Annotated in this window: 23 protein-coding genes; 1 reads left to right on the top strand and 22 read right to left on the bottom strand. The window is 40.2% G+C overall.

What is annotated here, in order from left to right; genetic code table 11:
* The 7 genes from F9856_RS06680 to tmk all read right to left on the bottom strand — a co-directional run bounded on the left by F9856_RS06680 (position 1) and on the right by tmk (position 5,724).
* Positions 1–1,182 carry a 3-phosphoglycerate dehydrogenase family protein gene (locus F9856_RS06680; protein ID WP_105203022.1) on the bottom strand — a complete coding sequence of 394 codons (1,182 nt, stop codon included), beginning with the start codon at positions 1,180–1,182 and terminating at the stop codon, positions 1–3.
* Between the two features lie 52 nt (positions 1,183–1,234).
* Positions 1,235–1,792 carry a GNAT family N-acetyltransferase gene (locus F9856_RS06675; RefSeq protein ID WP_202106128.1) on the bottom strand — a complete coding sequence of 186 codons (558 nt, stop codon included), beginning with the start codon at positions 1,790–1,792 and terminating at the stop codon, positions 1,235–1,237.
* Entirely contained in the window at positions 1,792–2,883 is a 1,092-nt protein-coding gene (serC, locus tag F9856_RS06670) for a 3-phosphoserine/phosphohydroxythreonine transaminase (protein WP_202106127.1), read from the bottom strand. Before serC ends, F9856_RS06675 begins: the two co-directional genes overlap by 1 nt.
* 119 nt (positions 2,884–3,002) lie before the next feature.
* Complete coding sequence (gene rsmI / locus F9856_RS06665; protein ID WP_202106126.1) at positions 3,003–3,866, bottom strand: 16S rRNA (cytidine(1402)-2'-O)-methyltransferase; 864 nt, start codon at positions 3,864–3,866, stop codon at positions 3,003–3,005.
* Between the two features lies 1 nt (position 3,867).
* Positions 3,868–4,185 carry a DNA replication initiation control protein YabA gene (gene yabA, locus F9856_RS06660; protein WP_004298942.1) on the bottom strand — a complete coding sequence of 106 codons (318 nt, stop codon included), beginning with the start codon at positions 4,183–4,185 and terminating at the stop codon, positions 3,868–3,870.
* A 19-nt stretch (positions 4,186–4,204) separates the two neighbouring features.
* A complete protein-coding gene (locus F9856_RS06655; protein ID WP_202106125.1) occupies positions 4,205–5,089 on the bottom strand; it encodes a DNA polymerase III subunit delta' in 885 nt (294 codons plus the stop codon).
* Entirely contained in the window at positions 5,086–5,724 is a 639-nt protein-coding gene (gene tmk, locus F9856_RS06650) for a dTMP kinase (RefSeq protein ID WP_024412257.1), read from the bottom strand. The genes F9856_RS06655 and tmk overlap by 4 nt, the downstream gene beginning before the upstream one ends.
* Before the next feature lie 174 nt (positions 5,725–5,898).
* Here tmk and F9856_RS06645 point away from each other — a divergent pair, with 174 nt between their 5' ends.
* Positions 5,899–6,765 (top strand): YitT family protein, encoded by an 867-nt coding sequence (locus F9856_RS06645; RefSeq protein ID WP_024377196.1) that lies wholly within the window; start codon positions 5,899–5,901, stop codon positions 6,763–6,765.
* Positions 6,766–6,801: 36 nt separating this feature from the next.
* Here F9856_RS06645 and F9856_RS06640 read toward each other — a convergent pair whose 3' ends face one another.
* The 15 genes from F9856_RS06640 to F9856_RS06570 form a co-directional block, all read right to left on the bottom strand.
* Positions 6,802–8,073: a toxic anion resistance protein gene (locus tag F9856_RS06640; RefSeq protein WP_172004167.1), complete on the bottom strand. Its 1,272-nt coding sequence runs from the start codon at positions 8,071–8,073 to the stop codon at positions 6,802–6,804.
* A gap of 5 nt (positions 8,074–8,078) precedes the next feature.
* A complete protein-coding gene (locus F9856_RS06635) occupies positions 8,079–8,906 on the bottom strand; it encodes a hypothetical protein (protein WP_202106124.1) in 828 nt (275 codons plus the stop codon).
* A 93-nt stretch (positions 8,907–8,999) separates the two neighbouring features.
* Positions 9,000–9,656, bottom strand: a complete 657-nt coding sequence (locus tag F9856_RS06630) for a CBS domain-containing protein (protein WP_024377199.1) — start codon at positions 9,654–9,656, stop codon at positions 9,000–9,002.
* 128 nt (positions 9,657–9,784) lie between these two features.
* Positions 9,785–10,150 (bottom strand): glyoxalase, encoded by a 366-nt coding sequence (locus F9856_RS06625; RefSeq protein WP_202106123.1) that lies wholly within the window; start codon positions 10,148–10,150, stop codon positions 9,785–9,787.
* A gap of 360 nt (positions 10,151–10,510) precedes the next feature.
* Entirely contained in the window at positions 10,511–11,221 is a 711-nt protein-coding gene (locus F9856_RS06620; protein ID WP_202106122.1) for an ABC transporter ATP-binding protein, read from the bottom strand.
* Positions 11,221–11,985, bottom strand: coding sequence for an ABC transporter ATP-binding protein (locus F9856_RS06615; protein WP_002937291.1), 765 nt, complete (start codon positions 11,983–11,985; stop codon positions 11,221–11,223). The genes F9856_RS06620 and F9856_RS06615 overlap by 1 nt, the downstream gene beginning before the upstream one ends.
* Positions 11,985–12,932 (bottom strand): branched-chain amino acid ABC transporter permease, encoded by a 948-nt coding sequence (locus F9856_RS06610; RefSeq protein ID WP_202106121.1) that lies wholly within the window; start codon positions 12,930–12,932, stop codon positions 11,985–11,987. The genes F9856_RS06615 and F9856_RS06610 overlap by 1 nt, the downstream gene beginning before the upstream one ends.
* A gap of 2 nt (positions 12,933–12,934) precedes the next feature.
* Positions 12,935–13,822 carry a branched-chain amino acid ABC transporter permease gene (locus F9856_RS06605; RefSeq protein WP_029173565.1) on the bottom strand — a complete coding sequence of 296 codons (888 nt, stop codon included), beginning with the start codon at positions 13,820–13,822 and terminating at the stop codon, positions 12,935–12,937.
* 195 nt (positions 13,823–14,017) lie between these two features.
* On the bottom strand, positions 14,018–15,187 hold the full coding sequence (locus tag F9856_RS06600) for an ABC transporter substrate-binding protein (RefSeq protein ID WP_024378396.1): 1,170 nt from the start codon (positions 15,185–15,187) through the stop codon (positions 14,018–14,020).
* Between the two features lie 131 nt (positions 15,188–15,318).
* Positions 15,319–15,591 carry a YlbG family protein gene (locus tag F9856_RS06595; RefSeq protein WP_202106120.1) on the bottom strand — a complete coding sequence of 91 codons (273 nt, stop codon included), beginning with the start codon at positions 15,589–15,591 and terminating at the stop codon, positions 15,319–15,321.
* Positions 15,592–15,717: 126 nt separating this feature from the next.
* Positions 15,718–16,329 carry an ATP-dependent Clp protease proteolytic subunit gene (locus tag F9856_RS06590; RefSeq protein ID WP_223375679.1) on the bottom strand — a complete coding sequence of 204 codons (612 nt, stop codon included), beginning with the start codon at positions 16,327–16,329 and terminating at the stop codon, positions 15,718–15,720.
* Between the two features lie 95 nt (positions 16,330–16,424).
* Complete coding sequence (gene upp, locus F9856_RS06585; protein WP_099779813.1) at positions 16,425–17,054, bottom strand: uracil phosphoribosyltransferase; 630 nt, start codon at positions 17,052–17,054, stop codon at positions 16,425–16,427.
* 82 nt (positions 17,055–17,136) lie between these two features.
* Complete coding sequence (locus F9856_RS06580; RefSeq protein WP_202106119.1) at positions 17,137–18,753, bottom strand: glycoside hydrolase family 13 protein; 1,617 nt, start codon at positions 18,751–18,753, stop codon at positions 17,137–17,139.
* A gap of 72 nt (positions 18,754–18,825) precedes the next feature.
* Positions 18,826–20,274, bottom strand: coding sequence for a sucrose phosphorylase (gtfA, locus tag F9856_RS06575; protein WP_202106118.1), 1,449 nt, complete (start codon positions 20,272–20,274; stop codon positions 18,826–18,828).
* Between the two features lie 68 nt (positions 20,275–20,342).
* Positions 20,343–21,173: a carbohydrate ABC transporter permease gene (locus F9856_RS06570; RefSeq protein WP_009910491.1), complete on the bottom strand. Its 831-nt coding sequence runs from the start codon at positions 21,171–21,173 to the stop codon at positions 20,343–20,345.
* Positions 21,174–21,177: the final 4 nt, after the last annotated feature.

Here is a 21,177-nt window from a genome sequence, read left to right as displayed (position 1 = left end):
CTAGTTTTTATTTTGGATAACACGAACCTTGACAATCGCATCGGTCGCTTCAAAGTTAGCAACTAACTGATCAATCTTTGCCTTATCTGCTTCATCCAAGTCTAACAAGGTGTAAGCATAGTCACCTTTTGACTTGTTGATAATATTGTCAATGTTGATGCCCAATTCAGACACGGCTGTGGTAATTTTTGCCACCATGTTTGGAATGTTTTTGTTGATGAGAGTAATCCGATACGGTGCATCCAAGAACTGTTTGACATTTGGGAAGTTAACTGAGTTGATGATTTCACCAGTCTCCATAAAACGGCGAATGGTCTGACCAGCCGCAATGGCACAGTTGAGCTCCGCTTCTTCTGTTGACCCACCAACATGTGGGAAGACAATAATATTGTCTTTGTTGAGCACTTCTTCTGTTCCGAAGTCAGTGATGTAGTTCTTGATAACTCCTGCTTCGATAGCTTCAAACAGGTCAGCGTTATTGACCAACTCACCACGGGCGAAGTTAATCAAAGTCGTTCCTTTCTTCATTTGACCAAAACTGTCCGCATTGAATAAATCGCGGGTCTTGTCTGTCAAAGGAACATGAACAGTAATGTAATCCGCGTTGCTAAAGATTTCTTTCAAATCATCCACACGTTTGACATGGCTGGAAATGCTCCAAGCCGTTTCAATCGATACATAAGGATCGTAACCAAGCACATTCATACCCAGACGGCGGGCATCGTTAGCAATGCGCGCACCGATAGCACCAAGTCCGATAACACCAAGAGTCTTACCTGAAATCTCTGTCCCAGCAAACTGCTTCTTACCTGCTTCAACCTGCTTAGGCACATCATCTCCTGACAATGTATTTGCCCATGCCGTCGCTCCGATATAGTCACGCGCTGACAAGAGGATGGAAGCAATGACTGCCTCTTTTACGGCATTGGCATTGGCACCTGGAGTGTTGAAGACCACGATCCCTTTCTCAGTTGCCTCTTCGATTGGAATATTATTAGTCCCTGCACCAGCACGGGCAATGGCTTTCAGATTTTCGGGAAAATCAAAGCCATGCAAGTTTTCAGAACGGATGATAAAGGCATCTGGATTTGCTGCATGATCTCCGTCAATCTGGAAACGATTGCCCAATTCCTTCAAACCAACTTGGTTAATATTGTTAAAGGTTCGTACGCTAAATACCATTTATTTTTACCTAAAAAGGCGGAATAGCTGCCGCCTGACTTTCTTTATTTCATTAATTATTTCCGAGTAACCAACGGTCGTCTTCACTGATTTCCTGGTAAAGACTCCGCTCGCTCTTGTGCTTGATTTTTTGATAGGCTAGACGTTCTCCATCTATTGGGACTTTACCACAATAGACATAGCCTAATTTTTTTAGAATGTGCTGCATTGTCTTATTCTGCTCGTGGGTATCACAGCGGAAATCCGGTCCTTTTTGACCTTCAATTAAACCTTGCAAAAAAGTTTGTATGATTCCTTGACCACGAAATTCGTCAGCTGCTGCAATTCTATGAAATGTTGTATATACAGGATGATTGTGCTGCCATTTTCCTTCATATATGGCCTCATATTCTGCTGCTTGACCATGATGAATGGCGGCATAAGCTGCCACCTTACCGTCAACTATACCAACGTAACCTCTGCCAGAAAGAATGTCATCAAAGATATTCTCTTTATTAGGATACTCTCCCTGCCATTGATTGATACCGGAGGTTGCTAGAAATGCACGAGCATCTTCAAGAATATTGACAATAGCCTCCATCTCATTTGGATGTGCTAATCTAATTTCCATTAAACATTCTCCGCTGCAAATTTTTTCATAAAGTCAATCAATTCAACCACACCTTGACGTGGGAAAGCATTATAGAGCGACGCCCGCATCCCACCTACTGAACGGTGACCTTTGATGTTTTTAAAACCAGCTGCTGTTGCTTCTTTGACAAATTTAGCATCTAATTCTTCACTTGGTGAGACAAAAGGAATGTTCGCTACTGAACGCTCTTCTTTTTTACGAACAGGGTTGCTGTAAAAAGCTGACGTGTCAATATAGTCATAAAGCAAACCAGACTTTTCACGGTTGATTTTTTCCATTTCGTCCACACCACCGATTTCCTTGACCCATTCGAAGACGAGTTTGGAAATGTAGATAGAGTAAGCTGGCGGTGTATTATAAAGAGAGTCATTTTCTGCTTGAATACGGTAGTCCAACATGCTTGAAAGCATTGGTTGATCATTGAGGAAGTCCTCACGAACAATCACCACCGTCACACCAGCAGGACCAATATTTTTCTGAGCGCCAGCATAAATCATGGCAAAGTCTTCCACATTGTAGCGAGCCGCCAAGATGTTTGAAGACATATCACCAATAACTGGAACACCGTTGGTATCTGGAATATCGTAAACAGCTGTACCTTCAATGGTATTGTTTGTTGTCAAATGCACGTAAGCAGCAGTTGGATCAATATCATTTTTATCGAAGGTTGGCAATTCTGCATAGGTGATATCTTCTGTAGAGCCAAGCAAGATTGGTTCAAAGTCAATTGTTTTAGACAGCTTCACAGCCTCAGTATAGGCTTTTTTACCCCATGAGCCACCGACAAGATAGTAGGCTTTTTTACCTTGGGCAAAGTTGAGAGGAATCATGGTAAATTCCAAAGATGCTCCACCTTGTAAGAACAACACCTTGTAGTTATCAGGAATAGCCATAAGTTCACGCAGGGTCGCTTCAGCACCTTTAATAATATCATCGAAGTCCTTGGAGCGATGGGACATCTCCAAAACACTCATTCCCGAACCATTGTAGTCCAAGAATTCAGCTTGGGCACGTTCAAGTACTGGTTTTGGCAATACTGCAGGACCTGCAGAGAAGTTGTAGATTGTCATAAAATCCCTCCATTAAATTAGTCTGTTCATTATATCACAAATATTCAGACAATTCCATAAAATATGCTGAGTTCTCAGAAAAGGTACGGAAAATACCTAAAAACCAAAAAGACCAAGCATTAGCCTAGTCCATGATAAACATCGTATACTTCTTGTTTTTTGAGTTGGTAGCGTTTGGCCACTTCTTTGATAGCCTGATTAGGTTTTATGCCACTTGCAATTTCCCTTTCTACCTCAGCCTTCAAGTCCACTTCGTCAGCAGAAGGATAGACTTCCTCACCAGCACCCTCGACAATAATCAAGCATTCTCCCTTAAGTGGATTTTCTTCCAAATACTCTAGTAATTCGGAAATGCTTCCTCTCTGGTATTCTTCGTATAACTTGGTCAATTCTCGAACAACTGTTACCTGACGATCACCATAAACTGTCAACATATTTTCTAAGGTATCTGCCACACGATATGGAGATTCATAGAAAATCTGCGTCTCAGGATAGGTCTTTTTTTCTTGGAAAAATTCTTTTTGCTGCCCCGATTTTCTCGGTAAAAATCCATAAAAAATATGTGGCTGGGGTGCCAAACCAGATGCAATCAAGGCTGTAATTCCCGCCGATGCTCCTGGAAGTGCTACAACAGGAATATCTTCCGCAATCGCTGCCCCTACCAGGTCATGACCAGGATCCGAAATGGAAGGCAGGCCTGCATCAGAAACTTGCGCAATGGACTGACCAGATTTGAGCCAATCAATCAAAACTGGAATTTTTTCATGGGCATTGTGTTCATGAAAGGATATTTGCTTGGTGCCTACTTCAAAATGTTTGAGTAGGAGGCCTGTATTTCTCGTATCTTCCGCTGCAATTATATCCACTTCTTTCAAAATCTGAACAGCTCGAAATGTCATATCCTGTAAGTTTCCAATAGGCGTTGGCACCAGATATAACGTCCCAAAACTCGTCTGTCCCTTAAATGATTTTTGTACTTTCATCCTAATCTCGATTCAATAATTCCACACAGAACATACAAGGTTCATCATTATCCCTACGTTGACCATAAGAGAAGGTACAAATATGGAAACCATCTTCGTAAATATTCTCCAAATTCTCCTTACCAAAGTTGGAAGATTTATGGCCTGTCTTATCATCTTTTTCCAAACGTTCGCGCAACTTGGAATTTTCCAAGCGGAGGGTCGTATTTTCATCAATAACTCCCTGTAAATGCTTTTTGATAGCATCCACTTCTGCCAACGTGGTTAGAAGATTCTGCGAAAAATCATCTAGGGCATCAAAAATTTCTTTTTTATCCATTATCTCCCTTTCTTTTATTTTACAGAGTTATATACTCTAGACTATTTTGTAGACTTACGTTTGCCTGCCACATCTTCTTAGCCTTAAGAACAGCATCCATTTTTTCACGTACATTTGCCGACTCCATCATTTTCTCAGATAATATCAGACTCAGAAGGTCAAACAAACGTCCCTGCTCAGCTTTTTCCACAGCTAAAGACACTAGGATTCCAACTTGCAAATAAGCACGTGTAGGCTCCACCAAGAGCAAGTCTGTAAATTTCTTTGTCTGTCCCATCAAATCTAAAAAGTTTTTATTTTCTGCTAACTTTTTCGCTTCTTCTTGACTTGAAACCAGTTGAGCTAAGAGATTCGCTTGTGTTTTTAACAAGCCCTCCTCTTCTAACATTCGCTCCATGGCCGGAATATTTTTAGGAAAACCTATAATCTGTGTCCGACTCTTGATAGTAGGAAGGACAGCTTCTTCCTGATTGGTCAATAAGAAGATGTGAATGGCTGACTGAGGTTCTTCAATTACTTTTAGCAAAGAGTTGGCTGCGTTAGCATGCATCTTCTCAGCATCACGAATAATGAAAACCTGCTTATTGGATTCAAATCCAGATTGTGAAAAATTCTTAACTAATTCACGTATCGTATCTGTTTTGATAACATTTCCCTGCGGTGCAATAACAGTAAGATCTGAAAACTCATTTGCTTCAATTAGACGACAAGACCGACACTTCTGACAAGGAAGGACGCCTTCTTTCTCCTGACAAAATAACGATTGACTGAGAAAAATTGCCATATCAAAACTAGCCAAGTCACCTGAAAATAGATAGGCATGCGCCAAACGTCTCTGCTCTAAAATTGTCACAAAACGTTGAAATACATTGGGTTGTAAGTTTCTAAGTTCTTCAATCTTCATGTTCTTTCTGCAAACCGTTTCTTAATGACCGCCAGAGCATCTGCAACAACAGCCTCTAGTGGCTGACTGGCATCAATCTTTACAAACCGCTCTGGTTCCTGCTCTAAAATACTAAGATAGCCTTGACGCACCCGTCTATGCATATCTGCTTTTTCCATATCCAAGCGATCCACATCACGGTCAGCATTGCGGGCAATTCGAGCCAGCCCCTCTTCTGTATCAATATCAAAATAAAGGGTTAAATCTGGCTTTAAACCATCTGTTGCAAACTGGTTGAGCCAATGAATGTCATCTATATCCAAGCCCCGTCCAAATCCTTGATAGGCAATAGAGGAATCGATAAAACGATCAATCAAGAGCAATTTCCCCTGTGCCAAGGGTGGAAGAATCTTCTCTTTCAAATGCTGACGTCGTGCTGCAATGAACAATAACAGCTCCGTCTTATCATCCATTTCAGTATTGGCAGGATTGAGAATTATATTGCGAATTTCTTCTGCAATCGCCACCCCACCTGGCTCTCTAGTTGTGACTACTTCTGGCCCCAATTCCTGCAAGGCTGGCAATAACTGTTGCAATACAGTCGTTTTCCCTGCCCCATCTGGACCTTCAAATGTAATAAAAAAACCGTTTCTCATCTTTCCCTCGCTCTTAGTACCAGTATGCACAGTTCAGCACTTCACTTGTGAAGACTGGTTCTTAGATATTCATTCCATTTTACCAAAAATTAGTCAAAAAATCACTTGGAAATTGACTTGTTTTTAAGGAGAAAATCTTTTAAAATTGATATATACACATATTCGGAGGTGCTTATGGTTCGTTTGAAAAATATTTTACTTATTTTGCTTGGTGCAGGGCTATTTGCCTTTGGGCTAAATTATTTAATCATGCCCAATCGTCTATTCGAGGGTGGCGCAACTGGATTGACGCTGATTATTTACTACCTTCTTCATATTCAACCTTGGATAATGAACATTGTGATTAATATTCCATTGTTCATCCTCGGGTGGAAAATACTCGGAAAGAAGACTCTCTATCTCAGTATCTTAGGAACCTTTAGCGTTACCTTTTGGTTGGCCATTTTTGAAAAAATCCATTTTTCAATCAATCTACAACAAGATTTGATACTCGTTAGTATCCTTGGTGGGATTCTTATGGGACTAGGATTAGGAACCATCTTCCGTGCTGGCGGAACGACTGGGGGAAGCGATATTATTGCTCGTATAGGTCATAAATTCCTACCTTACTCCATTGGACAAATCATTCTTGCAGTTGACATCCTCATCCTAACTCTGATTGTTATTGTTTTTAAAGACCTCCGAACAGTTCTATATACTTTAATGATGGTTGCTATTGCTTCCAAGGTTATTGACTTTGTCACGGAGGGCGGATATGGTAGCAAGGGTGTTATGATTGTTTCTCAAAAATCTGACCAATTGGCTCAGGCTATTGATTGTGAAATCGAGCGTGGTGTCACCTTTATCAAGGCACAAGGTTTCTACAGCAAAGCCGATGTCAACATGATTTACTCGGTCATATATAAGAGCCAACTCCAAGAGATGAAGGAGCTTATTCACCGCATTGACCCCCACGCATTTATCACCATTACAGACGCACATGAAGTGCTCGGTGAGGGATTTACTTTAGATCGAGATAAAAAACCAATAGAACGCCATTAAACAAACCTGCAGTTTCGCTGAACTGCAGGTTTTATATTATTGATTGGTTTCAAGTGCTTGCTCTGCCTCAGACTGTGCTTCTTTGCCTTGCTCCAGCAAAGCAGCAATGATTTTTTGGTCACGTAGCTTAACAGAATCGTTGATAGTCTCTGCAGACCGTACAATAGCTGCTTCCAACTCCCGACGTTTCTGACGCCCTTCATCTATAGCTGCAATAATGCCATTATTTTGGGCAACCAAACTTTCTGCCAATTTGGTAACAGATGCTACTGAAAGGGTCGGATTCTGAGCTGTGCGTTCCATCATCGGGATGGCTTCTTTTGATGTATCCGCAAGCATTTGAAGGGCAGCATTATTAGCATTGACAATCGCATCTGCCGTCTGGCTAGACTTGATAGATTGTTGTAAGATGCCCAACTGTGCAATGGACAATTTCATTGTTGGAATAGTATTGCGACGTAACATCCCAAGGCGCTGTTTCATATCCGACGAAACCTTGACCAGATTACGCATCTGCGGTGTCGTTGTCCACGCGACATACAAGCGACTCATATACTCAGAATGTTGTTGTTCGAGGATATTAGCAACCTCTGTTACACGTGCCAACTTCTCAGAAGCTACTTGATAATCTACCGTAGTTGGTTGCAGACCTGCCAAGCGTTCTTGCTCTGCTTTTGCTCGCTGGGTAGCCTCTTGACCAGTCGCTTCAATAAAGGCGATGACCCCCACCAAATTCTCGATAGACTTGGTATTATTTTCAATCAAAAGCTCTGCAGAAACAATATTGCGCGCCAACACCTCTTCTTGCTTGACCACACTGGCTGCCATGCTATCCATTTTCTTTTCAATGGTCTGCGAATCAAAATAAAATTCCTGCAAATCATTTTTGGTCTGCTTGAACAGGCGTTGGAAGAAACCTGGTTTCTTTTCTAATTCAGCAGTTGTGGAAATGTCCTTATACTTAGCCACAAAACCATTCAATTCACGGTTGGTATTGGCCAAAAGCTCATCCACCTGTGGAATTTCAATCTTCTTCTGTTCTGACAAAATGTGATTGACCGTGGCATTGACTTCTTCTACCGCTTCCTTACCAAAATCCAAGAGGGCATTTTGATTAGCTAAGAAATTATCCACCAATTGGGGAGCCTTGGCACGAATACCTGTTTGTTGTTCCGGTGTCAACTGTGCCAAGAAAGACACTTTTGAATTATCTCCAGTCGGAGTCGCTTGAATAAGCTCTGTTGTCTTATCTTTGGTTGATAAACTATTATTAGCAATCTGATCAATATCGAAATTAAATCCTGACATCTTCTCTATTCCTCTTCTCTTTTCATCATACGCAGACTGACTTCAAAATCTTTCATATCCGCTTCGTTAAATTGTTTGATGGTATCATCCAAATCCTTATCAAACATTTCCATGGCTGATTTTGCCTGCACCAATCGTTCTTCTGCGTTGAAATAATCTTTCGGTGATTTTTTGATTTTCAAATAACCCTGTAAAATATCGTTAAACCGATTCATATTGGCCTCATGGATAGCTGTCAATTCTTCCCGCTTATCTGTCGCCTTTTCCAGCTTTTCAAGAATAACAAGATTGTCTCTTTGAATATTACAATAGGTTTCTAGAATTTCAGGAGCTAAATCCGCTATCATGCCTTGTTCATCCATCACAGCATTACCACCAGTAGAAACCTGTGTGTCAGTATTTTTTTCTGTTTTAGCTTCTGGCAGTTTTAAATGATATTTTAGTTGCAAGGTATCTACAACTTCTTTACTTTCATATCCATTCAGATATTTTCCAACTTTTTGATAGAGCTGATCTAATTCAAATAATTGTCCTAACAGTCTGTTTCGCAACTGTAACACAACCTTATCCTCACCCTTTTCCACCAAGAGCTCTTGATGCTTTTCATAGCCCGAACGAATAGATAGCGTTAATGCCTGCAAGCGTTTTATAGAATCTCCATTCAAAAAACGCTGAATAGCCTCTCTCTTGTAAAAATAGCCAATTAAGAGTCCAATGGGCAATAAGATATACCAGAACCTCATGACAAAACCGATTGCCAATAAAACAAGGAGGGCCACAAGTCCTGAATTATTTTTACCATATTTCTTATACTTTTTATATTTGTACCCCATAGAGCCTCCTCATACGTGATATACTTTATTATATCACATTCCCCTAAAATACTAGAATGATAGCTAAAGAAAAAAACCGAGAAATCTCGGTTTTTAAATGTTTTTAGCAACAGTCGGAACCAAGCTATCCACTTGGATACCTGCACCCTCGAAAAGAGTTCGAACTTCTTCAACATCAACTTTTCCGTCAATCTGCACTTCAATGACAACTTTTCCAGACTTGGTAGCAAGTTGCACAGTAGACACAATATTATAGTCCTTATCAGCTACCAGACGAATAATCTTTTCTAATTCTCCTGCCTTATTTTCAACAAGGAACCGAGCGCGTACTCCTTCTTCCCCATAACCTGAGACATGAAGAAAAGCTGCAAAAATATCACGATCAGTAATAACTCCATAGAGTTGACCATTATCCACGACTGGTAAGATACCGACCTTGTTTTTGTACATGAGATAGACTGCATCTTCTAGACTGGCATAGCCAGAAACGGTAATGACGTTCTTAATCATCACATCCTTGACCTTAGTCTTATTCAAAAGGTAGTTCATCTCGTAAATAGATAGGCTAGTTGCCTTCGATGGACTAGCTTCTGCGATTGTTCCCTCAGTGACCAAACCAACCAACTTATCATTTTCAATGACAGGTAGACGGTGCAAATCCTGTTCACGCATAATATCTGCAGCGTGTGCAATGGTTGTATCTGGTGAAATGTAAACAACTTTACGGGTCATAAAATCTTTAACTGACATAGGACTTCCTCCTTTGGTAAATCATACTTTATTATACCATAAATTCGAAAACGATTTCAATATTTAATGAAAAGAAATGAAAATCAGCGATAGAAAACCGCTGATTATTCCAAAGCTAACTAATTTTTCTATCCTTTAACCGCAAAGTAATGACCACTTGGACTTGCAAAGTTAAAGTTAGGGAAAGGCTCCGCATTGACCGAACTGCAAGTATCTGTCAGGCCAGCGATTCGTGCCTGAAGACCGTCAATATCATCTGTCTCAAACAAGAGACTTGGCTTCATATCAATCACTTCTGGTGATACTTGGCGAATAAACTCATTTGCATAAACTGTGATAGTCGTTGTAGCTTCAGGATGAGACTTCATATCAAAAGTCTCATAGCCCATCATCTCAGCTTCATTTAAAATCATAAAACCAGCTGCAGACCAAAAATCCTTTTCAGCAACAACATCATCCACATAAAACATCAATCCAAATTCTTTGGTAAACATTTTTATACCTCGGTATAGACATTCTAAAAATACTTCTGATGGAGATACAATGCTATCATATTATCCAGAAATTAGCAAGTAAGAGATAAAAAGAAAACCGTCAAAGTCGGAGGACCAAGTAATGCATATTGCTGGTTTTCCTATCTCCCGATTAAAACAGCCTATCCGAATATAAAAAAACTGCCTACCGGCAGTTCTCATCTCCAACTTTAAACGTGGGGTAACCCACCTATAAAGAAAACTGCTTACCAGCGGTTCTCATTTCCAACCTAAAATGAGGCGTCAGCCTCGGGGGACAAACCAGCAACTTGCGTTACTGGTTTTCCTATCTCCTACCTAAAACAACCCGTCAGGGTTGTTTTAGCCACCCAGATATGCTTTTTTGACTTCTTCTGAGGCGAGGAGTTCTTTTCCTGTTCCTGAGAGGACAACTTTTCCTGTTTCTAGAACATAGCCACGGTCTGCGATAGCAAGGGCTTTGTTGGCATTTTGCTCAATCAAGAGGACAGTTGTTCCTTGTTTTTGAATATCTTGGATAATATCAAAAATTTCTTGGATAAAGATCGGAGCCAAGCCCATTGATGGTTCATCAAGGAGCAAGAGCTTTGGTTGGCTCATTAGGGCACGTCCCATGGCCAACATCTGTTGCTCCCCACCTGAAAGGGTAGCTGCATCCTGGTTTTTACGTTCTTCCAAACGTGGAAAACGAGCAAATATTTTTTTCAAGTTTGCTTGGTTTTCTTCACGATTGTTACGAAGGAAGGCACCCATTTCCAAGTTCTCCATAACAGTCAAGCCTGAAAAGACATGTCGACCTTCTGGAACTTGTGACAAACCGTCCGCTACGATTTTACGAGCAGGAACTTTTTGAATCTCATTTTCAAGGAAAGAAATCGTTCCAGCTGATGGACGGACAAGTCCTGAAATAGTACGAAGGATAGAGGTTTTACCAGCACCATTAGCGCCGATAAGTGTTACAACTTCACCTTCATTAACCTCAAAGCTAACATCTTTAACAGCTTCGATAACACCGTAGTTAACGGAAAGATTTTTTACTTCTAACATTGCCATTAAGCTTCACCTCCAAGGTAGGCTTCAATTACACGCTTATTATTACGAATTTCTTCTGGTGTACCATGGGCAATCAAACGACCGTACTCCAATACGTATATCCGCTCCGTCACTTCCATAACCAAGCTCATATCGTGTTCGATCAAGATGATAGTAATGCCAAATTCTTCTTTGATTTTACGGATGAGTTGGGTCAATTCTGCCGTTTCTTGTGGGTTCATACCAGCCGCTGGCTCATCCAAGAAAAGAATTTTCGGTTCAGTCGCAAGGGCACGAACGATTTCCAAACGTCGTTGTTGACCGTAAGGAAGGTTTTTAGCTAATGTATCTGCATCTCCATCCAAATCGAAGATTTTCAAAAGTTCAATCGCTTTTGTTTTCAACGCTTCTTCATTCTTATAGAATGCTGGAAGACGGAAGAAACTTGCAAATACTTCTGATTTACCATGGTTGCCAAGACCAATCAAGACATTTTCTAAAACGGTCATATTTTTGAACAAACGAATGTTCTGGAAAGTACGACCAAGACCAAGCGAAGCAATTTTTGATGGTGCTTTACCGTTCAAAATAGTCCCTGCAAGAGAAATTGTCCCCTCGCTTGGCTCATAAACACCTGTTAAGAGGTTGAAAAGAGTCGTTTTACCAGCACCATTTGGACCGATAAGACCAACCAATTCCCCTTCATGAAGTTCCATGGTCACGTCACCAACGGCAGTCAGGCCACCGAAGTTCTTGGTTAAATCTTTTACTTCAAGTAATGCCATTACTTAACCTCCTTCTTCTTGAGTAGAGCCGCTACGCTGAATTCCTTAGTTCCCAAAAGACCTCCAGGACGGAAAATCATCAAGAGAATAAGAGCTAATGAATAGATAATCATTGAAATATCAGAGTAACTCTTGAGGAATACGTTCAAAATACCAAGTACAATGGCTGCTACAAAGGTACCTGTAATAGAGCCCAAACCACCCAATACAATGATAATCAAAACGTTAACGGAGGTCATAAAGGCAAAGTCTTTCGGAACAATTGTCCCAACGTATCCTGCATGGAGACCACCTGCAATGGCTGCCGTCATAGCACCAAATACAAAGGCTGAAACCTTAACAAATGTTGGATTTACACCTACAGATTCTGCCGCAATTTCATCCTCACGAACAGAAATTGTAGCACGTCCCATCGGACTGCGCAAAAAGTTAACTGTCACCAAGGTTGTGATAATTACAAAAATATAAACTAAAGGCCAGCTTGTAAAGAGTGGAATAGACATAATACCTGCTGCACCATTCGTTACACTACCACCATTGATAATTAAAATACGAATAATCTCTGCAACACCAAGGGTCGCAATTGCAAGGTAGTCACCTTTCAAACGCAATGTTGGAAGACCTACTAAGAGGGCTACACCACCAGCAACCAACATCCCAACAATCAAGGCGATAGCAAAACCACCATAAGACGGCATCATTTTCCCAAGGATACCTACTGCATAAGCACCAATAGCCATAAAACCAGCATGACCAAGTGAAAATTGACCTGAGAAACCAACAATCAAGTTTAAACCAACTGCCAAGATAATTTGAATACCGATTTGCTGAACAATCTGGATGTAGTAAAAATTCAGAATCCCTGCTGATACAAGACCTTGAATAAGTCCAAAACCAGCCAATAAGATAGCCAACCAAATTGCATTAACTTTTAAATTTTGCTTCATGGTTACACCTTCTCTTTCACATTTTTACCAAGAATACCACTTGGACGAACAAGGAGTATGATGATCAATACAGCATAAACAATCGCATCACGGAAAGTATCCAAACCGACCACATATGTAAATGTTTCAATAATACCGATAACAAATCCACCAAGTGCTGCACCTGGAATAATACCGATACCGCCCAATACTGCCGCAACAAAGGCTTTCAGACCTGGCGTCATCCCCATCAAAGGCTCTATCTGGTTATAGTAGAGACCTAGGAGAACACCCGCAGCACCCGCAAGAGCTGACCCAAGAGCAAAAGTAAAGCTGATTGTACGGTTTACGTTAATCCCCATCAACTGAGCTGCATCGCTATCTACAGAGACCGCACGCATGGCTTTCCCCATTTTTGTACGTTTTACAATTAATTGAAGAGCGACCATCAACACAAGCGATACACCAAGAATAATCAACTGGATATTGGTTACAGAAACTGGGCCAAGGTTAAAGGTCACAGCCTCAATGGCTTGTGGAAAGGCTTTTACGTCTGCTGTAAAGAATTTGACCATAGTGTATTCCAAGAAGAAGGATACACCGATAGCCGTAATCAAAGCTGCTATACGCGTTGAATTACGCAAAGGACGATAGGCTAAAAACTCTATAACGACACCGAGAATAGCCGTCCCTACCATCGCTAAAATGAGAGCAACAAAGAAACGCGTTCCACCATCTGCAATAAAAGTTAAATTATTTAATAGGAAGTACCCCATAAAAGCACCCATCATATACAAATCACCATGGGCGAAGTTAATGAGTTTGATAATTCCGTACACCATGGTATAACCAAGGGCCAAAAGGGCATAAACAGAACCAAGAATCAAACCATTGACAAGTTGTTGAAGCATAGGTTCACCAATCTTTCTAAATATTTTTCGAGCTCAATAGCATTGTTACATTATACAAAATTTTCTGAAAATAAGCAAGTTAGATAGGGAGTTTAATCATTACCGAAAATTTTACCCAAATTTTATATCCGCATGTCTACTATTCTATACATTCTGACAAGTGAAAAAGAGGGAATTCCCTCTTTTCATCCACTATTAGTCAATAGAGATAGTATCTACAGATGATTCTTCTCCGTTTGTTAGACCAACAACATAAACTGATTTAACAACATTGTGCTCTTTGTCAACAGACATTGTACCAGTCACACCTTCAAAGTCTTTCAGAGCTGCAAGATTAGCCTTCACTGCTGCTGAATCAGCTGCACCTTTTGCTGCTTCTGCTGCCATGTAAACTGAGTCGTAAGCTAGAGCTGAGAACATTGATGGCTCTTCATTGTATTCTTTCTTATATGCATCATAGAATGCTTTGGCTTTTTCACTTGCTGATGTTACAAATGCAGAAAGGTAGTAAACATTTGATGCTGCTGATGCAGTTGCCAATTCAGTAAATTGTGGTGAGTCAAAACCATCTGAACCAAGAATTGGCTTGTCAATACCCAAACCGCGTGCTTGCTTCACAATTGTACCTGTTTCATTGTAGTAACCAGGCATGATGATAGCATCAAATTCCTTATCTTTCAATTTTGTCAAAGCAGCTTGGAAATCTTTATCGCCAGAAGCAAATGTGATTTCTGAAACGATTTCTCCTGTGTATGCTTTCTTGAACGCCTCTGCTACACCCTTACCATAATCAGAAGAGTTGTCAAAGTAAAGAACAACTTTCTTAGCTGACAAGTTCTCAGTAGCGTATTTAGCCATAATTTGACCTTGATACCCATCTGTAAAGGTTGTACGGAAGAAGTATTCTTGGACCTCACCTTTATCGTTCACAACCAGGTTTGTTTGAGTTCCTGAAGGAGTAATCATAGGAACACCAGCAGATGTCAATGCTGGAATAGAGGCTGCTGAAGCTCCTGATGTAGCTGGGCCAATCACAACGTTTGCCCCTTCACTTGCCAAGCTTGTCGCAACAGTAGCTGCCTCTGCTGTTTCAGATTTGTTGTCTTTTGTGATCACTTCGATTTTTTTGCCGTCAATACCACCCGCAGCATTGATTTCTTTCACGGCAAGGTTGGCACCTTTTTCCTCTGTTTGACCATAAGATGAAACAGCACCTGACAACTCCAAGTTGTAGCCGATTTTAAATGTATCACCTACAGAAGAACCTGCGGCTGAAGTATTGGTTGTCGAAACATTACCACATGCAGCGAGTAGAGCTGCAGAGGCAAATGTAGCAAGCGCTACTGCAAATTTTCTTGTTTTCATGAAAACTCCTTAAATCTTTCTTAAATTTTACGATGTATCCAATATACTGAATTATCTGAAAATTGTCAACAAAAAAAGAAAAAAATTTTAAAATAAAAAATTAGCAGGGAATACATACCTGCTAATTCCGACTATCCTACAACTAATGGTTCTTCATCTCTCCATAGATTACCCACAAAGTTTTGGTCTAACTCCTTAATGTATGAAGGAACCACTTTTTTTACAAAACGTTCCTTTTTCAATTTTAATATGGTAGATTCTACTAGTTCTTGATCCATATACACCAAAACATATCGCAAGCGTTTGGAATGGTAAACAATATCTCCATATTGGCTGAGTTTACGTGCATCACGATTGTAGTGTAAATAGACAGTTAAGCAAGTGCGATTTTTCTTCTCAAACATGTCTTCTCCTCTAAAAATTCTCTTTCTATATTATACCGTTTTCAATGATAAATGAAAAGCTCCAACTACCTGTAAAAGAGTTGGAGCTAATAGGAATAGTCAGTACTATTACATATTTGTCACTGCTTATTTGACTTTTGTATTGTCCATAATCTGGTCAATAAATCCGTAAGCCAAGGTTTCTTCAGCTGACATCCAGTAATCGCGTTCCGCATCCTTGTGGATTTGCTTGACTGTCTTACCTGAGTTGTCTGCCAAGATTTTTTCTAGCTTATTACGTGTTTTTAATAGGTGTTCTGCAGCAATGGCCATATCCGTTTGCTGAGTACCGCCACCAGTTCCACCCATTGGCTGGTGAATCATGTACTCTGCATTTGGCAACATGAAACGTTTGCCCTTGGCACCGCTTGATGCAATGATGGTTCCCATGCTCGCAGCTGTTCCCATAACGATGGTTTGAACATCAGCTTTAATGAAATTCATCGTGTCTACAATAGCAAGACCTGCTGACACCGATCCTCCTGGCGTATTAACATAGAGATAAATATCCTTTGTAGGGTCTTGGGCATCAAGGAAAAGCAATTGTGCAATGATAGAGTTTGCCATGTTGTCCTCAACTGGTCCTGTCAACATGATAATACGGTCTTTCAAAAGGCGTGAGTAAATATCATAAGAACGCTCACCACGGCTAGTTTGTTCAATAACTACTGGAATCATAAAATTACTCCTTTTCGAGATTTTCTGTACTCATTATATATGAATAGTCAAAATTGGTCAAATAAAAAACACGATTTCAGGAAATGAAAAAGAAACCAGCAGAGCTGATTTCTTAATTATTTTGTACCGAACAAGCGGTCACCTGCATCTCCCAAACCTGGTACGATGTAGCCTTTTTCATTGAGTTTTTCATCCAAAGCTGCTGTGTAAATATCAATGTCTGGATGTGCATCTTGAAGAGCTTTTACACCTTCTGGAGCTGAAACAAGAGCAACAAATTTAATATTTGAAGCGCCACGCTTTTTCAAGGATTCAACAGCTAAGATAGCTGAACCACCTGTCGCAAGCATTGGGTCAACTACAAAAATATGACGTTGATCAATGTCTTCTGGTAATTTCACAAGATACTCAACGGGTTGAAGGGTTTCTTCATCACGATACATACCGATGTGCCCGACCTTTGCCGCTGGTACAAGGCTAAGCAAGCCGTCAACCATACCAACACCTGCACGAAGAATTGGTACGATAGCTAATTTTTTACCTGCAATTTGTTTCTGAACTGTTTTAGTGATTGGTGTTTCAATCTCCACATCTTCAAGTGGCAAGTCACGCAAAACTTCGTAACCCATTAGCATCGCGATTTCATTAACCAACTCACGAAAATCCTTTGTTGAAGTAGATGTACGACGAAGGATAGACAACTTATGCTGAATGAGTGGGTGTGAAATGACTTGGAATTTCCCCATGATGATAAAACCTCTCTTTTTTGTTTTTTCTATTTTACCAAAAATTCATGAAAAAAGCATGGGAAAAGAAAAACTGAGTAACTTATTTTTTTAAAACTATCGCTTCGTAAGGTCTCAACATCTCTTTATTAATCGCCTCTTCGTTTTCATAATTGTTCATGAAAATAGAATATTCTTCCACAGCTATAGTATAAGCCTGCTCCTGGCTTGAAAAGTTTACTAATATGATGAAATCATCCTGTTCATCATATTTACGGTAGGCCATTACCAAGCTATTTCCAGTCTCCATCACTTCATAGTTTCCTTCAGACATACAAGGATACTCTTTCCGAAGAGCAATTAATTTTTGATAGGTATAGAAAAGCGATTGTTTGTCTGCAAGTGCTTTTTCAACGTTGATGTCTTTGACAGTATCTCCCAAAGCCAGCCAGGCTTGACCTGTACTGAAGCCCGCTCCTTCTGCCTCTGTCCATTGCATTGGACGGCGAGCATTATCACGACCTTTGGCATTTATAGAAGTAATCAATTCCTCCTTGGTGAAGCCATTTTCAATCCGCTCCGCATACATACGACGTGTTTCAATATCGTCCGCTTGGCTAATATCCGTAATCGGTGCATTAATCATACCAATTTCCTCACCTTGGTAGATATAAGGTGTCCCTGACATAAAATGAAGATAAATAGCTAACATTTTACCACTTAGTTCACGAAATGCAGGTCGATCATCACCGAAGCGAGAAATGGCACGAGGTAAATCGTGGTTATTCCAGAAAAGCGAGTTCCAGCCTTTACCAACCAGTTCAGTCTGCCATTTGGATAGAACCTTATGCAAACGTGCTGGATCAAGCGGTGCCAAATCCCACTTTTCTTTCCCTTCCTGCTGATCAAGTCCTACATGTTCAAATTGGAAAATCATCGAAAATTCTTTTCTATCAGGATGCGAATATAACTGAGCATTTTCTGGATTGGCGCTCCAGGTTTCCCCAACAGTCACTAAGTCGTATGCACCAAAGGTTTTCTCATTTAATTCCTGAATAAGAGGATGGAGAGTCGGTCCATCGGCTGTAATTAATTTTTCCGGTTCTTTTCCAATCAAATCAATTACATCTAGCCTGAAACCACCGACACCTTTTTCAATCCAAAAATTGATCATATCCCAGATTTCTTGTTTCAGAGCAGGATTTTTCCAGTTCAAATCAGGTTGCTTAACAGAGAATTGGTGGAGGTAGTATTTGTTCAGATGTGGAACATATTCCCAAGCTGAGCCTGAGAAGGTTGAGCGTAATTCATTCGGCTCATCAGCCCAAACATAATAATCATAATAGGGATTATCTGGTCCTTTGAGGGCTTCTTGAAACCAGAAATGTTCATCCGAGGTATGATTGAGTACCAAATCCATGATTATTTTGATATTGCGCTTATGGCCTTCTGCAATCAACTCTTCCATATCTTCCATGGTCCCAAATTCTGGAGCAATTCCTTGGTAGTCACTGATATCGTAACCATTGTCATCCATGGGGGACTGATAAACAGGACTGAGCCAAATAGCATCAATTCCAAGCTCATGGAGATAATCTAATCGGCTGATAATCCCTCGAATATCCCCTACTCCATCTCCATTTGAATCTTGAAAACTACGAGGATAAATTTGGTAAATGACGGACTTCTTCCACCAATCTGTTTTTTGTATTTCTGGCATTTGATTGATCCTTTCTGTACAATCTTATTTACGCAAGAAAAAGGGGAATTCCCCTATTTCTATATAATCATATTATAACTCAATTATGGTCATTTTATCCTCTTCTATTTCAACAATTTCAAAGGATTTTTCTTTTAGGTTTGCTGTTAGACGGGCAGACACCCCTGCATCTTGATTATTCCAGAAAATTTCCATACTTGTTTCATCCAGCATCTTAACGGAGAACTCTCCGTCGAAAGCTGGACTTGTATTGCGGAATTTTAAGAGTTTAAACAAGGATTGTACCACAGGACGTTGTACTTCCTGCTCAATTTCTTCCAAATCATAGTAATGGCGATTGATATTGCGGCCTTCCTTGCTTGATTCCAAAAGCTCAATATCATTTTCACCTGCAAGTAAACCAACATAGTAAATCTGTGGAATACCTGGTGCAAAACATTGAAGAACACGCGCTAATAGGTAAGCTTGATCGTTATTGCCAAGGGCAGAATAATAAGTACAGTTAATCTGATAAATATCTAAATTATTGTAGGCTTCTGTACTATAAATTTTCTTGACATTGGCACCTTGTGCATACAAGGCTTCACGTGTCTCCTCTGTCTCTTCATCCGTCAGCAAATCCTTAACATCCACAACACCGATTCCATCATGTGTATCTAGGGTTGTAAATTGCTTGCGAGGGCAAATCTCCATCCAGTGAACCAGGCGATTGACATGACCAGAATACAAAGCGTGGAGAACTAGCATTGGCAAGGCAAAGTCATAAACATAATAATCTTGCTCGGCAATTTTCTGCTGAATGGTGTAGTGTTCATGAATTTCTGGTAAGATTTCCACATCTTTTGGTGCCAATAACTGACGTGGAAAATGGAGCATTTCCCAAATATCAGGCTCCACAAAGAAACAATTGGTTCCGATTTTTTTATTGGCATAAGCAAAGGCGTCCAAACGAATGATGGAAGCACCATGTTCTGCCAACTGTTCCAGATTTTCTTGGATGAACCGGCGTGTTGTCTCTGTAGTCACATCCAAGTCAATCTGTTGCTCATCAAAGGTACACCATACCTTCTCCTCACTACCATCAGCAAATGTTGCAATACGATATGGCGCACGAGGTTTACGCTTATAGATCAAATCAACATCTTCTTGCGTTGGCTCACCATTTGGCCAAAAGTTTTTATAGCGAATGAACAAATCCGCATAAGCTGATTCATCTTTCTTTTCAAGAAAATCAAGGAAATATGGAGATTTTGCCGAGATATGATTAATCATAAAATCGAACATCAGATAGTAGTCCTTACTCAATGCTTCAATATCTGACCAATCTCCAAATGCAGGATCTACTTTGGTATAATCCATTGGTGCAAACCCACGGTCACCTGACGATGGGAAGAATGGTAGAATGTGAATACCTCCCACAACATCCTTTAAAGGCCCCTCAAGAACTTTTTTCAAATCCTTAAGATTCTTGCCTAAACTATCCGAATAAGTAATCAACATAGCTTGGTTTTTAATTTTCATCGACATTCTCCTCGTAAGCCTTTTCTTTTTTCATTGTTAGAAAAGGTTGAACAAGTCAACCTTTAGATTTATTTGACAGAACCACTCGTCATACCTGAAATAATATGTTTTTGGAAGACAAGATAGACTAGTAAGATTGGAATAATTCCCACCACATAGGATGCAAATGATGGTCCATAATCACTGAAATACATGCCTTGATAGTTGTATTGGAAAAGAGGTAAAGTCCACATGCTTTGGTCACGGTTCAATACTAGTAAAGGCAAGAGGAAATCGTTCCAGACCCAGAGGGCATTGATAATCAAAACAGTTGCATGCATAGGTTTCATGAGTGGGAAAATGATTTTCCAGTACATGGTAAATTTATCACAGCCATCAATAGCTGCCGCCTCATCCATTTCCTCAGGAACAATGGTCTTAATATAGCCGACATAGAGGAAGAGGGCCTGAGGAACTGCATAGGTTAAGTACAAGATAATCAAACCGACAATATTGTTCAAACCAAGGCTTGACATTAATTTGGTCATTGGGAGCATAATCACCTGGAAAGGTACAAAAATCCCAATAATCAAGAAAAAGTAGATAAAGTTAAATACTGTCTGGCGTTTCATTTGACGGGCTACAGCAAAGGCTGCCATTGGAATAACGAGTAGAATCAAACCTACTGCTACAATCGTAATCAAGGCAGAATTGCCAAAATATTGTACAATCCCATCATTAAATAAGCGTTCGTAGTTGTTTAAGGTGAAATTTTCAGGAAGACCAAAGAAGTTGCTCGTGATTTCCTTGGTTGGTTTGAACGAACTTATAATCGTCACAAGTAGCGGAATAAACATGAAGAGAATACCGCTGAAGAGCACGAGATAGACCCACCAATTTTTCTGTTTTTGAGTATTCATGACA

Source organism: Streptococcus suis (assembly GCF_016743335.1).
Taxonomy (GTDB): Bacteria; Bacillota; Bacilli; order Lactobacillales; family Streptococcaceae; genus Streptococcus; species Streptococcus suis_Y.
This window is presented reverse-complemented; position numbering and strand designations above follow the sequence as displayed.

Bases quoted from the DNA above. Each gene is read 5' to 3' on its own strand.
- gtfA (WP_202106118.1), bottom strand. From the start codon at position 20,274: ATGAAAATTAAAAACCAAGCTATGTTGATTACTTATTCGGATAGTTTA.
- F9856_RS06680 (WP_105203022.1), bottom strand. From the start codon at position 1,182: ATGGTATTTAGCGTACGAACCTTTAACAATATTAACCAAGTTGGTTTG.
- F9856_RS06655 (WP_202106125.1), bottom strand. From the start codon at position 5,089: ATGAAGATTGAAGAACTTAGAAACTTACAACCCAATGTATTTCAACGT.
- F9856_RS06605 (WP_029173565.1), bottom strand. From the start codon at position 13,822: ATGCTTCAACAACTTGTCAATGGTTTGATTCTTGGTTCTGTTTATGCC.
- F9856_RS06620 (WP_202106122.1), bottom strand. From the start codon at position 11,221: ATGGCAATGTTAGAAGTAAAAAATCTTTCCGTTAACTACGGTGTTATC.
- F9856_RS06610 (WP_202106121.1), bottom strand. From the start codon at position 12,932: ATGAAGCAAAATTTAAAAGTTAATGCAATTTGGTTGGCTATCTTATTG.
- F9856_RS06635 (WP_202106124.1), bottom strand. From the start codon at position 8,906: ATGGGGTACAAATATAAAAAGTATAAGAAATATGGTAAAAATAATTCA.
- F9856_RS06570 (WP_009910491.1), bottom strand. From the start codon at position 21,173: ATGAATACTCAAAAACAGAAAAATTGGTGGGTCTATCTCGTGCTCTTC.
- F9856_RS06580 (WP_202106119.1), bottom strand. From the start codon at position 18,753: ATGCCAGAAATACAAAAAACAGATTGGTGGAAGAAGTCCGTCATTTAC.
- yabA (WP_004298942.1), bottom strand. From the start codon at position 4,185: ATGGATAAAAAAGAAATTTTTGATGCCCTAGATGATTTTTCGCAGAAT.
- F9856_RS06675 (WP_202106128.1), bottom strand. From the start codon at position 1,792: ATGGAAATTAGATTAGCACATCCAAATGAGATGGAGGCTATTGTCAAT.
- upp (WP_099779813.1), bottom strand. From the start codon at position 17,054: ATGGGGAAATTCCAAGTCATTTCACACCCACTCATTCAGCATAAGTTG.
- F9856_RS06595 (WP_202106120.1), bottom strand. From the start codon at position 15,591: ATGTTTGAGAAGAAAAATCGCACTTGCTTAACTGTCTATTTACACTAC.
- F9856_RS06645 (WP_024377196.1), top strand. From the start codon at position 5,899: ATGGTTCGTTTGAAAAATATTTTACTTATTTTGCTTGGTGCAGGGCTA.
- tmk (WP_024412257.1), bottom strand. From the start codon at position 5,724: ATGAGAAACGGTTTTTTTATTACATTTGAAGGTCCAGATGGGGCAGGG.
- F9856_RS06615 (WP_002937291.1), bottom strand. From the start codon at position 11,985: ATGGCATTACTTGAAGTAAAAGATTTAACCAAGAACTTCGGTGGCCTG.
- F9856_RS06630 (WP_024377199.1), bottom strand. From the start codon at position 9,656: ATGTCAGTTAAAGATTTTATGACCCGTAAAGTTGTTTACATTTCACCA.
- F9856_RS06640 (WP_172004167.1), bottom strand. From the start codon at position 8,073: ATGTCAGGATTTAATTTCGATATTGATCAGATTGCTAATAATAGTTTA.
- F9856_RS06625 (WP_202106123.1), bottom strand. From the start codon at position 10,150: ATGTTTACCAAAGAATTTGGATTGATGTTTTATGTGGATGATGTTGTT.
- serC (WP_202106127.1), bottom strand. From the start codon at position 2,883: ATGACAATCTACAACTTCTCTGCAGGTCCTGCAGTATTGCCAAAACCA.
- F9856_RS06600 (WP_024378396.1), bottom strand. From the start codon at position 15,187: ATGAAAACAAGAAAATTTGCAGTAGCGCTTGCTACATTTGCCTCTGCA.
- rsmI (WP_202106126.1), bottom strand. From the start codon at position 3,866: ATGAAAGTACAAAAATCATTTAAGGGACAGACGAGTTTTGGGACGTTA.